The 12158-nt window shown below is 61.5% G+C and carries 12 protein-coding genes; 9 read left to right on the top strand and 3 right to left on the bottom strand.

Annotated features, from left to right (window positions below):
• Positions 1–28: 28 nt before the first annotated feature.
• The 5 genes from urtB (at position 29) to DNK49_RS16475 (ending at position 5640) form a co-directional block, all read left to right on the top strand.
• Positions 29–1648 (top strand): urea ABC transporter permease subunit UrtB, encoded by a 1620-nt coding sequence (gene urtB, locus DNK49_RS16495; RefSeq protein WP_243632405.1) that lies wholly within the window; start codon positions 29–31, stop codon positions 1646–1648.
• 119 nt (positions 1649–1767) lie between these two features.
• The gene (gene urtC, locus DNK49_RS16490; protein WP_110526900.1) at positions 1768–2967 is read left to right on the top strand and encodes an urea ABC transporter permease subunit UrtC; all 1200 of its coding nucleotides are present in this window, start codon (positions 1768–1770) and stop codon (positions 2965–2967) included.
• Complete coding sequence (gene urtD / locus DNK49_RS16485) at positions 2964–3827, top strand: urea ABC transporter ATP-binding protein UrtD (RefSeq protein ID WP_110526898.1); 864 nt, start codon at positions 2964–2966, stop codon at positions 3825–3827. The genes urtC and urtD overlap by 4 nt, the downstream gene beginning before the upstream one ends.
• 130 nt (positions 3828–3957) lie before the next feature.
• Positions 3958–4650, top strand: a complete 693-nt coding sequence (urtE, locus tag DNK49_RS16480; protein WP_110526896.1) for an urea ABC transporter ATP-binding subunit UrtE — start codon at positions 3958–3960, stop codon at positions 4648–4650.
• Positions 4651–4683: 33 nt separating this feature from the next.
• Positions 4684–5640, top strand: coding sequence for a LysR substrate-binding domain-containing protein (locus DNK49_RS16475; protein ID WP_110526894.1), 957 nt, complete (start codon positions 4684–4686; stop codon positions 5638–5640).
• Positions 5641–5780: 140 nt separating this feature from the next.
• Here the strand turns inward: DNK49_RS16475 and DNK49_RS16470 are convergent, their stop codons facing one another.
• From DNK49_RS16470 to DNK49_RS16460, 3 genes are all read right to left on the bottom strand, one after another.
• Positions 5781–6554 (bottom strand): ABC transporter permease, encoded by a 774-nt coding sequence (locus DNK49_RS16470; protein WP_110526892.1) that lies wholly within the window; start codon positions 6552–6554, stop codon positions 5781–5783.
• Positions 6555–6568: 14 nt separating this feature from the next.
• Positions 6569–7348, bottom strand: a complete 780-nt coding sequence (locus DNK49_RS16465) for an ABC transporter ATP-binding protein (RefSeq protein WP_110526890.1) — start codon at positions 7346–7348, stop codon at positions 6569–6571.
• Between the two features lie 139 nt (positions 7349–7487).
• A complete protein-coding gene (locus tag DNK49_RS16460) occupies positions 7488–8522 on the bottom strand; it encodes an ABC transporter substrate-binding protein (RefSeq protein ID WP_110526888.1) in 1035 nt (344 codons plus the stop codon).
• Positions 8523–8925: 403 nt separating this feature from the next.
• Between DNK49_RS16460 and DNK49_RS16455 the strand changes: the two genes are divergently transcribed.
• The 4 genes from DNK49_RS16455 to modB all read left to right on the top strand — a co-directional run bounded on the left by DNK49_RS16455 (position 8926) and on the right by modB (position 11976).
• Complete coding sequence (locus DNK49_RS16455) at positions 8926–9798, top strand: hypothetical protein (RefSeq protein ID WP_243632404.1); 873 nt, start codon at positions 8926–8928, stop codon at positions 9796–9798.
• A 382-nt stretch (positions 9799–10180) separates the two neighbouring features.
• The gene (locus DNK49_RS16450; protein WP_110526886.1) at positions 10181–10471 is read left to right on the top strand and encodes a hypothetical protein; all 291 of its coding nucleotides are present in this window, start codon (positions 10181–10183) and stop codon (positions 10469–10471) included.
• Between the two features lie 108 nt (positions 10472–10579).
• On the top strand, positions 10580–11284 hold the full coding sequence (gene modA / locus DNK49_RS16445) for a molybdate ABC transporter substrate-binding protein (protein ID WP_110526884.1): 705 nt from the start codon (positions 10580–10582) through the stop codon (positions 11282–11284).
• Positions 11284–11976 carry a molybdate ABC transporter permease subunit gene (modB, locus tag DNK49_RS16440; RefSeq protein ID WP_110526882.1) on the top strand — a complete coding sequence of 231 codons (693 nt, stop codon included), beginning with the start codon at positions 11284–11286 and terminating at the stop codon, positions 11974–11976. Before modA ends, modB begins: the two co-directional genes overlap by 1 nt.
• The last annotated feature ends 182 nt before the right edge of the window (positions 11977–12158 follow it).

Here is a 12158-nt window from a genome sequence, read left to right as displayed (position 1 = left end):
GTGGGCGGACGATCCGATGGAGCTTGCAATGAACCGATTGCTGATGCGGCTCGCGCTGCTCTTCGTCTCGCTCGCCTGTCTGGCCGTGCCCGCCCGTGCGGCACTTGATCCGGCGCTGATCGCCGGTTTCGCCGGAGATTTTGGCAGCCGTGTCGCTGCGATTGAGGCGTTGGGCGTTGATGGTAGTGCTGATGCCCGGCGTGTGCTCTCCGCACTTGAAGCCGGTAATCTGGGCGTGGTGTCCGAGCGTGTGGTCATCACGGATGGCGATGAGGTGATGGATGCCGCGTCTGGCGACAAGCTGGAGATGGCCGTGACCGAGGTCGATACCATCACGCTGAACAATCGCCTGCGGCGCTCGATTGCGACGGCCAATGCAGCGTTTGCACTTTTTTCGGCAAGCCCTGCCGAGCGTCTCGCTGCAGCGACCACGATGCGCGAGAACGCGACCGAAACCATGACGCCAGCGCTTGAGCGTGCGCTGGCCGCCGAGCAGGACGAGGCGATCCGTACCGTGCTCGAGTATGCCCTGGCCAAGATCAACCTGGGGTCGTCCGATACCGCCAAGCGCCTGAAAGCAGCTGAAGCGCTGGGCGGCTCGTCCGACCCGGCGGTCAAGAACATGCTGTCCGCCCTGCTGGAGAAGACCGGCGAGGGTAAAAACGCGATGTGGGTGGAATCCAGCGCCGAAGTGCGTGCCGCCGCTGAGGCTTCGATCCGCGCCATCGAACGGCGCATCTCCATCGCTCAAACGGCCGGAACGATGTTCTCCGGCCTGTCGCTGGGTTCCATTCTGCTGCTGGCGGCGCTTGGCCTGGCGATCACCTACGGGGTGATGGGCGTGATCAATATGGCGCACGGCGAGTTGTTGATGATCGGTGCCTACGCCACTTTCCTGGTACAGAGCGTATTTCGCAGTCACTTGCCGGCGTACCTCGATTGGTATGTGATTGCTGCCATCCCGGTGGCCTTCTTCACCGCGGCGCTGGTTGGCGTGGTGATGGAGCGCCTGGTACTGCGCCACCTCTATGGACGTCCGCTGGAGAGCCTGCTCGCCACCTGGGGCTTGTCCCTGATCCTGATTCAGGCCGCACGTGTCACGTTCGGTCCGCAGAACCTCGAGCTGGCCAATCCAAGCTGGATGTCGGGCGGTATCGAACTGGCTGCCGGTGTCGTACTGCCATGGAACCGGATCGTGATCGTCGGTTTTGCCGCGTTCGTGCTGGTGTTGATCTGGCTGATGATGCAGAAGACCCGTCTGGGCATGTTCGTTCGTGCCGTCACCCAGAACCGGCCGATGGCAGGCTGTGTCGGGGTGCCGACCGCGCGGGTCGACACGATGGCTTTCGCGATTGGGTCCGGTGTCGCCGGCCTGGGTGGCCTGGCGCTGTCGCAGATTGCCAACGTGGGGCCGGCCATGGGGCAGGGCTATATCGTCGATGCCTTCATGGTGGTGGTGCTTGGCGGCGTTGGACAGCTGGCCGGCGCGGTGTGGGCGGCACTGGGCCTGGGGATATTTGCCAAGTTCCTGGAGGGCTGGGCGGGGGCGGTGATCGCCAAGATCCTGGTGCTGGTGTTCATCATCATCTTCATCCAGAAGCGGCCGCAGGGCATTTTCGCGGTCAAGGGGCGGTTTGCAGATAGCTGAGCGGTTTCACGGCGGCGGGTGGCTGGCTGTGCCCGGGCACCGTCTCCGTTGAGTCAGCAGGACGCGGCGACACGGCTTTCCCCACAACGAAATTTGGTACCTAGACAGGAGGCGCCCCAATGCGCACCCCATTCACCGTGAGACTGTTTCAGAGCATGCCAAGGACCGGCTGGATTGCACTCGCAGTCTTCGCCGCGATTACCTGGATTGGTATTCCTGTGGCCCATCTGGTGCTACCCGAGGGCCATGCGCTGCATGTGTCTGCCTATACCCTGACCCTGTTGGGCAAGATCCTGTGCTACATGGTGGTGGCCGTGGCGATGGACCTGATCTGGGGCTATGCCGGCATTCTCAGCCTGGGACATGGCCTGTTCTTCGCCCTTGGTGGCTACGCCTTCGGCATGTACCTGATGCGCCAGATTGGTCGCGATGGCAGTTATGGGTCGGACTTGCCCGATTTCATGGTCTTTCTCGACTGGAAGGAACTGCCCTGGTACTGGGCTGGATCCGACAGTTTTCTATGGGCTGCTTTTCTGGCGATGGCACTGCCTGGCGTGGTGGCCTTCATTTTCGGTTGGTTCGCCTTCCGTTCTCGGATCAAGGGGGTGTATTTCTCCATCATCACCCAGGCCTTGACCTATGCAGCAATGCTGTACTTCTATCGCAACGAAACCGGTTTTGGTGGCACCAACGGCTTCACCAACTTCAAGCGCATCCTGGGCTATGACATCACCGCGCCGGAAACGCGCGTAATGCTGTTCGCGCTGTCGGCAGCCTTGCTGATTGCCTGCCTGGTGTTGGGCCGCTACCTGGTGACATCGCGGCTGGGCCGCATCCTGACCGCGATTCGTGATGCCGAGTCGCGGGTCATGTTCATCGGCTACAACCCGTTGCACTACAAGTTGTTCATCTGGACTTTGTCGGCGGTTTTGTGCGGCATGGCGGGGGCGCTGTATGTGTCGCAGATCGGCGTCATCAACCCTTCCGAGATGAGCCCGGCCAACTCGATCGAGATCGCGGTGTGGGCCGCGGTCGGCGGACGCGGCACTTTGATCGGGGCGGTGCTGGGCGCGGGTATCGTCAATCTGGCCAAGAGTTACTTCACCGTCACCGTGCCCGAGTACTGGCCTTTCTTCCTTGGTTTCCTGTTCATCGCAGTCACGCTCTATCTGCCTGATGGCGTGGTTGGCCTGTGGCGCAAGCTGATGACGCGCAAGGCTGGCGACAGCGCTGAAGCCGCACCTCAGCCTGCCCGTGCAGCGGTGGAGGGCAAGACTGGGGAAATTTCGGATACGGCTACCAAGGGAGCTTCGGCATGAGCCAGATCACCGCACCTGAACGTGTTGCCGCCAACAAACTGGCGGAAGCCGAGAACCGCCGCGAACACTGGGAGGGCGAGGCCACGACAGGTCACGTCGTCACGGGCGAGCTCGACCTGTCGCATAACGTCATCCTCTACCTGGATGACATCACTGTCAGTTTCGATGGCTTTCGGGCGCTCAACAAGCTGTCACTGACCATCGATGCGGGTGAGCTGCGTTGCATCATCGGCCCCAACGGGGCCGGCAAGACGACGATGATGGATGTGATCACCGGCAAGACCCGGCCGGATTCAGGCAAGGCCTTCTTTGGCCAGACCATCGATCTGACCCGGATGACCGAGCCGGAAGTGGCCCACGCTGGCATCGGGCGCAAGTTCCAGAAGCCGACCGTGTTCGAAAGGCACACGGTGTTCGAGAACCTCGAACTGGCGATGAAGACCGACAAGCGGGTGCGCAATACCCTGTTTGCCAGCCTGTTCGATGACCAGCGCGACAAGATCAGCGAGGTCATGAAGCAGATCCGCCTGGACAAGGCTGCGGACCGGGTGGCGGGCTTGTTGTCGCATGGCCAGAAACAGTGGCTGGAGATCGGCATGCTGCTGATGCAGGATCCCAAGCTGTTGTTGCTGGACGAGCCGGTGGCGGGCATGACCGATGACGAAACCGAGCGCACTGCCGAGCTGTTCGTCAGCCTGGCTGGCAAACATTCGCTGATGGTGGTCGAGCACGACATGACCTTTGTCGAGGCGCTGGGGGGCAAGGTCACCGTGTTATGCGAAGGCTCGGTCCTGGCCGAAGGCGATCTGGCCACGGTCCAGGCCGACCCGCGCGTGATCGAGGTCTACCTCGGGCGCTGAGCTTCTGCTTGGTGGGCGTCAGCCGCATCAATCTCCAGTCCTTCAAGAAACTGCGCCCAATTCTTGCTAATCATCTCCCTGACCCAAGGCTCCGAGGCCACAAGCCAGGACACGCCGAAAGGATGAACTCATGCTGAAAGTCGACAACCTGAACCAGTTCTACGGTGGTAGCCACATCCTGCGTGGCCTGTCGTTCGAGGTGCCGGTGGGCAAGGTCACCACCCTGCTCGGGCGCAACGGCGTGGGCAAGACGACCTTGCTGAAGACGCTGATGGGCCTGGTGCCGGCAGCCAGCGGCACGATCCATTTTGGTGCGCAGGACATCACCCGCGCACCATCGTACAACCGTGTGCGTGCAGGCATCGGCTTCGTGCCGCAGGGGCGGGAGATCTTTCCGCGCCTGACCGTCGAAGAGAATCTGATGATGGGGCTGGCGACACGGCCGCGGGGGGAGTCGATCCCGGCGCGCATCTTCGAGATGTTCCCGGTGCTCAAGCAGATGATGGGGCGCCGTGGTGGCGATCTGTCAGGGGGGCAGCAACAGCAGCTTGCGATTGGTCGCGCACTGGCCTTTGGTCCCAAGCTGCTGATCCTCGATGAGCCGACCGAAGGCATCCAGCCGTCCATCATCAAGGACATCGAGCGCGCCATCCGCAGTCTGGCCGAAACCGGCGAGATGGCCATCCTGCTGGTCGAGCAGTATTACGATTTCGCCCGTGCCCTGTCCGATCAATATCTCGTCATGGAGCGGGGAGAGATCGTCATGCGGGGCGAGGGGCGCAATATGGACGCCGACGGCGTGCGCGAGGCGCTCGCTGTCTGAACCCGGGCCGTCTGGCCCGTACTGGAGGAAAGTATGGCCAACGGATGTGCCTGGGATTCACTCGATGCCCACCTGCTGCGCGTGCTGCATGTGCTGCTGACCGAGGGCAGCGTCTCGCGCGCGGCGCGGCGGCTCAACCTGTCCCAGCCGGCGGTCAGCACCGCGCTCAAACGGCTGCGCGACATCACCGGCGACCCCTTGCTGGTGCGCTCGCGGGGCGGCATGACGCCAACCGAGCGTGGCGCCGAACTGCTTGATCCGGTGCGCATCGTGCTTGAACAGATCGAGCGCATCGCCGAAGGTCCCCGTGGCTTCGATCCTGCCAGTTCCCGGCGCAGCTTCAATGTGGCCACGCCGGACTACCTCAATGCCATGTTGCTCGGCGAAGTGGTCGCGGACGTCCACAAGCAGGCCCCGAGCGTGCAGATTGCTTTTCACTCGATGACGCAGAATTCGGACTACCCGCGTGCGCTGGAGTCGGGTGAGCTGGATCTGGTCATCGGCAACTGGCCCAATCCACCCGATCACCTGCGTACCGCGCCGCTGTTCGAAGACCGCATGGTGGTGCTGATGCGCAATGGGCATCCGCTGGCGGGTGGGCCGCTCAGCATCGGCGACTGGCTGGCGGCCGAGCATGTCATCCCGACACCGTATTCGGTTGGGCAGCGGGGCGTGGTCGATGTATTTCTTGCGCGCGAACGACTGCGGCGCAATGTGGTTGCCCATGTGCCCTATTTTCACATGGCGCCGTTCATGCTGCTCAATACCGATCTGATCTTCACCGCACCAGCGCGCTTCGCCGAACACTACACCTCGATGCTGCCGTTAAGCCTGGTGGCGGCGCCGGCCGAGCTGCCGCCGATGTCCTATTACCTGTTGTGGCATGACCGCAGCCAGCATTCGGCCGAATGCCGCTGGTTCCGCGAGCGGGTGGTCCGTGCTGCGCGCGCGTGCGCGCCAGCGGGTACGGCGTTGCGGCGAGTGGCCTGAGCGCGCCTGCCGCAGCGTGTTCGCTCAACGTTCAACGGTCGGCAATTCGCTGACTGAATGAAGGCGGCTGGCCTGTGTTGGCCGGTCGTCGAGGTTGCGGGGGCATCGGTGCGACTGCCTGCCCCCGCGACGCATCTCGCTTACATCGCGCCGTTGGGGTTGCGGTGTGCCCAGCCGGTCAGCTTGCGCTCGACCAGTGCGAACAGCTCGTACATCACCACGCCCATGATGCCGATCACGATCAGGCCGGCAAACACCAGGGCCATGTCCATCGACGAACTGGCCGCCATCATCAGGTAGCCGATCCCCAGGTTGGACGCCACCGTCTCCGAGATCACCGAACCGACAAACGCCAGGGTGATGGCAACCTTGAGCGAGGCAAAGAAGTAGGGCATGGCACGCGGCAGACCGACCTTTTTCAGGATGTCCAGGCGGCTGGCGCCCAGTGAGCGCAGCACGTCTTCCAGCTCGGGCTCAAGCGTGGCCAGGCCCGTGGCGACGTTGACCACCACCGGGAAAAAACTGATCAGGAAGGCGGTCAGGATGGCGGGAACGGTGCCAATGCCGAACCACACCACCAGGACCGGCACGAAAGCGACCTTGGGAATGGAGTTGAAGCCGACCAGCAGTGGGTACAGCGCCTTGTAGATGACTGGAGAAGAGCCCACCGCCGCACCCAGTGCCAGCCCGAACACGACCGCGATGCCAAAGCCGGCCATCGTGGTCAGGAAGGTCTGGGTGGCGTGCATCATGATCGGATCCCAGTGCGTCAGCGTGGCCTTCCAGACCGCCGACAGCGAGGGGAAGAGGAATTCGGGCACGTTCAGGCCGACAACGATGGCCTCCCACAGGATTGCGCAGAACAGGATGACCAGCCAGGGGGCGAGCCGGATCAGGGTTTTTTGTGACAGCATGAGGGGCTCCCGGCTCAGGATTCGCGGATGTGGCCGATGTGCTCGCGCAGCTCGTGCACATAGGCGGCGAAAGGTTCGGTATAGGTGACTTCCAGGTCGCGCGGTCGCGGCAGTTCAATGTCGCGCTTGACCAGGATGCGGCCCGGGCGCTTGCTCATTACATATACGGTGTCGGCCAGGAACACCGCTTCGCGCAGGTCGTGGGTCACCAGCACCACGGTGAAGGGCTCCTCCTGCCACAGATCACGCACCATGCACCACAGCTCTTCACGGGTGAACGCATCAAGCGCGCCAAAGGGTTCGTCCAGCATCAGCAGGCGGGGTTTGTGGATCAGTGCGCGGCAGATCGAGGCACGTTGCTGCATGCCGCCAGACAACTCCCACGGAAACTTGTCCTCGAAGCCGGCCAGACCGACACGCTTGAGCAGCGCGCGTGCCTGCTCTTCATACTCTGCGCGCTGGGCACGTAAGGTGGAGCGGTAGGGCTCGACGATTTCCATCGGCAGCATGACGTTCTGCAGCGTGGTCCGCCAGGGCAGCAGATTGGAGGCCTGAAAGGCCATGCCGACGCATTTCTGCGGGCCAGCGACCTGGCGGCCGTCAACATATACATAACCCTTGGTGGGTGGCTTGAGCCCGGTGACCAGCTTCATCACCGTTGACTTGCCGCAGCCCGACGGGCCGACCAGCGAGATGAACTCGTTCTCGCGGATGGTGAGGCTGACATCTTCGATGGCAAAGGGGCTGCCTGGCTGATAGGCCAGGCTGACATTCTCGAAACGGACAAATTCCATGATGCATGTGGCGGGCGCGCCGATGCAGCGCCCGCGCGCTCCTTCTGCGTGGGGGGCGGTCGAGGGTGTTCGACCGGCCCCGGGCATCCCGCAGCCTTGGATCAGGGCGGCGCGGGGACGGCTTGCGGGTGGGACGGGCTTACTTGATGGCGCGCTCGGCGACCGGCGGCAGGTAGGCAGAGGTGAACAACTCGGTCGCAACCGGGGTGGCCGGCAGGCCGAAGGCGGAGACGACATCGGTGACCGAGCGTGCGAGGCGGTCTGCATCCACGGCACCCAGGCCCAGCTTGCGCGTCTCGGGCGTGACCACCACAGAGTCGAAGGCGAGCTTCAGGCGACGGGTTTCCAGTTCCACATTGATCAGCGGATCACGTTCCTTGACGTAGGCGACCGCAGCGTCGGGATTGGCGATGGTCTCGAGCATGGCCTTGTTCAGCGCACGAACGAAGCCTTCCACTGCCTTGGGCTTCTCGCTCAGCATCTTGGGGCTGGCGATCACGGTGTTGCCATAGAACTCGACACCGTTCTCGGGGTAGCGCAGGGCGACGATGTCCTCGGGTTTGACGCCACGTGCTTCGAGGTTGAGCACGCTGGTGAAGTAGAAACCGGTAATGCCATCCACATCGCCGCGGGCGAGCAGGGTTTCGCGAATGGCCGGCTCGACGGTCTGCCACTTGACCGCATCCACCGCCATGCCGTTGGCCTTGGCAAAGGCAGGCCAGGCCTTGCGTCCGCCGTCGAAGATCGGTGCAGCCAGCGTCTTGCCGGCAAGGTCGGCGGGTTTGCTGATACCGGACTTCTTCAGCGCCAGTACCGCGGCCGGCGTGCTGTTGTACACCATGTAGACGCCCTGGATCTTCGACCCTGGTGTCTTGGCTTCGTGTTCGATCAGCGCATTGAAGTCGGCAAAGCCCATGTCGTAGGCGCCGGTGGCGACGCGGGTCAGTGCACCCGCTGAGCCATTGCCCGCGTCGATTTCGACGTCCAGGCCCTCGGCGGCGAAATAGCCCTTGCTCTTGGCGAGCAGGAAAGGTGCCGAGGGGCCTTCGAATCGCCAATCGAGCGTGAACTTGAGCTTTACCGGGTCGGCGGCGTGCAGTGCCGGGCTGGCAAACGCCATTGCGGTGGCGGCGCACAGGAACAAACGACGGGAAAGCGAGGTCTTGCGGGGCATGTTGAACTCCAGTTGTGTAGCGAAAATGCGATGGTTCCAACTGGCAAGTGGCGTGCCACGCCAGAATGCACCGAAATCGCTGGTTTCGGGTGTTCTGCGCCCCCTTCGTGCAAGATTATGGTGCGGCGCAAGAGCCTCTGGCTGCAAGCGCATGATTCCATTGAACTTGAGTACGCACCAACGAGGTGCGTCAAGCTGGAAAATGTCCCATCAAGGTGAATGCCATTAGAATATATGGCGATCTATATCTCTTTTATAAACAATGAGATGGAGTTTGTTTGATTATACGGTAAAGGTAATAATCACTATTCGACAACGCGGGTCCGCCTCCTGTTAGGGTCTAAAAAAGCGTGTCATCTGTGCGCGCTTCCGACTTTTCCCTACGCCCTTTCAGGAGTTCCAAATGAAGCTGTCGATGACGCGCTGCAAAACCCTCGCCCTGGTGGGCGCCTTGTCGCTTTCCCCCCTGGCTGCTCAGGCTGCCACCTGGAGCGATACTTTCATCGGCTATCGTTATGGCACCGAATTCACCGAACCCAATAACCGCAACAATGTCGAGAAGCACGTTCTTCAACTGACGCATGCCAGCGGCTATTCGGTCGGGCAGAACTTCTTCAACCTCGACTTGCTGCAATCGGACAAGAAGGATCCCGCCAGCGGTAGCGACAATGGGGCGACCGAGTTCTACCTGACCTACCGTCATCAACTGCACCTGGGCAAGATCTTCGATACCTCGCTGGCCTTCGGTCCGGTAAAGGAGGTCGGCCTGACCGCCGGTTTCGACCTGAGCACCAAGAACACCCGTTTTGCACCGCGCAAGCGCCTGTTCGTTGTCGGCCCCACGCTCAAGTTCGACGTACCGGGCTTCCTTGACGTCAGCCTGTTCTACGGCAAGGAATGGAACCATTGTGGCCTGGGTTCACCCGCCTGCCCGAAGAGCGACATTGCCTTCGACCCGCAGTGGATCTTCAACGTTTCGTGGGGCATTCCCTTCCAGGCCGCGTCCGTTCCGCTCAAGTTCCAGGGTTTCCTGAACTACAACAGCGAGAAGGGCAAGGATTACGCTGGCGTCAGCACCAAGGCCGAAACCCTGATGCGTACCTCGTTGATGGTGGATGTCGGTCAGATGGTGACTGGCAAGAAGAACACCTTCCTGATGGGGGTGGGGTATGAGTTGTGGCGCAACAAGTTCGGCAACTACAAGAATGCTGCCGGGGTGAAGAAGCCGGGTATCGACACCGATGCGCCGACCTTCCAGATGGAGTGGCATTTCTAAGGCTTCATCCGGAAGCTGGTTTTTCAAACGAAGGGTAAAGGGCCGCGCATGCGGCCCTTTGGCGTTTACCGCTCCGGTGCTTTCTATCTCATGGTTGTCTGGGCGTAGGTAGAGGGGTCACATATTCGAAAGGTGCGGAACGCGCTTCTAAGGTCGGCATACTATTTGCTGTTGTATATAAATAAGTTTATCCGGATCAGGATCCTGGCCAGATTTTGGCCGCTAATCCTTGGTTTAAGCCAAAAACCCGGCATTGCTCGGTGTTACAGAGGGGTGTTCAATGTTATATACGCAACAATATATAAAAGGCGTCAACAAAGCTCGTGTCCGTAGTAGTGGATGCGAGCCCTGGTGGCGTCGGTTGCCTGCCCAGTGGAGGGATATGGCGGTTCCACCCTTGTCCTACGAGATCTTTCGTGAAGCCGAGCTTGATGCTGAACGGGTGTTTGGTTACGACCCAGACGGACGGACGTGTTACTACGCACATCGTTATGTGCTGAAGGAGCCCCGCTCGGACGATGGTGAGGATTTTTACGCTGCAGCCGTTTATGCGGAGTCGGTAGCCGCCTGGCTGCTGCGTGACGAGCGCTGGTTGATTCACCGGATCGTACGCGTCGGGGAGGATTGCGACGGGCAGTCGTTCTACAGCTTCAGCGACTGCATGCCGCGCTGATCGCGTTGTGTAGTCAGGTTTCCTTTATTCCTGGCGGAGGTCATTGTGTGTTCACGTCTTGTCACTTGGTTCAGTCTGAAGTGGTTGGTATGTGTCAGGTTTCTGGCCATGCTGTTGGCGATTCTGCCGTTGCACGCGACGCTTGCAGCAGAGCCGCTTGTCATCGCCGCTGGTGCGGGCTACAAACGACCTGTGGTCGAACTTGCCCAGGCCTTTGAGCGTCAAGCCGGAATCAAGGTCGAATCCTTCTTCGGCAATATGGGGCAGGTCATGGCGCAGGCCGTGCAAAGCGAGCGCGTGGCCTTGGTGTTCGGTGATCAGGCATTTCTCGATGCAGCCAAGCAGTTGCGTTTCGAGCGTTATCTTTCCGCAGGTAAGGGACGGCTGGTGCTGGCTTGGCCGAAGGGCAGGTCTTTGAGCCAGACTGGTGACATTACGCAGCCCGCTTTCATCCGCATTGCATTGCCCGATATGCGTCATGCAGTGTATGGCAAGGCAGCTGCAGAGTACCTCGAGCATAGTGGTTTGGGTGCCCAGGTGAATGACAGGTTGCTGACAGTGGCAACGGTGCCCCAGGTGTCCGCCTACTTGGTCAGCGGCGAGGTGGACGCGGGGTTCATCAATCTGACGGACGCAATCGGCGTGCGTGATCGCATCGGCGGCTTCATCGAGATCGATCCGGCGCTATACGGCGAAATCCGCATTGTTGCCGGGGTGGTGGAGGGGCGTAGTCAACTGTCCGGGGTCAGCGAGCTGGCCGCCTTTCTAGAGACGCCGGAGGCGAAGGCGATTCTCGCGCGCCACGGTCTGTAGTGCTGGATCTTGAGTCAATTCAGGCTGTCCTGGCTGAACCTCTGGTTGCCCAGGCGCTGTGTCTGACGGCCGAGGTGGCGCTGGCCACGCTTGCGATTCATCTTGTGGCCGGTCTGGCTCTGGGGTACGCGCTGGCGCAGCGCGGTTGGTTTGGACGCGGATGGGTGGACGCGCTGGTGACCTTGCCGCTGGTGTTTCCACCCGTGGCGACCGGTTTCGTCTTGTTGTTGTTGCTTGGTCGTCGCGGGCTGGTTGGCAGTTGGTTGGGCGAGCACTGGGCGATTGAGGTCGTGTTCTCGTTCTGGGGGGTGTTGATCGCATCGGTGCTCGCCGGTCTGCCACTGGTGGTCAAGCCGATACAGTCCGCGCTGGAGGCGGTGTCCGGCCGACTGGCCGAGGCTGCGCGGGTGTTGGGCAAGGGCGAGTTGGAGATCTTCCTTCGTGTGCTGCTGCCAAACATCCGCGGTGCACTGGTTGCTGGTCTGGTGCTGGGCCTGGGGCGCTCGCTCGGTGAGGTCGGCATCACCTTGATGTTGGGCGGCAACGTTGGAGGACGCACAACGACAGTTTCGCTGGAAATCTATAACGCGGTCAGTGGGGGTGAGTTCGAGCGTGCAGCGGCGTTGTCGCTGGTGCTGGGTTTGGTGTCATTGGGTTTGTTCGCGGTACTCAAGCGCTTGGGGGCGGTCTAGCTGGGGTGTGTCAAGGCGGGGGACGCCAGCCAGTGGATGCAGGTAGCGCACCATCGCCATACGTGCGGCGCGTCGGTGCAGCATGTGCAGACTGAGGGTTTCCAGCCATCGCAGGCGTTTACGCTCTCCGCAGCGACGCATGCGGGCAACGCGATGGCTGGAGTCAGCGGGAGGGGCTTACC

The sequence above is a fragment of the Parazoarcus communis SWub3 = DSM 12120 genome (genome assembly GCF_003226565.1).
Lineage (GTDB): Bacteria > Pseudomonadota > Gammaproteobacteria > Burkholderiales > Rhodocyclaceae > Parazoarcus > Parazoarcus communis.
This window is presented reverse-complemented; position numbering and strand designations above follow the sequence as displayed.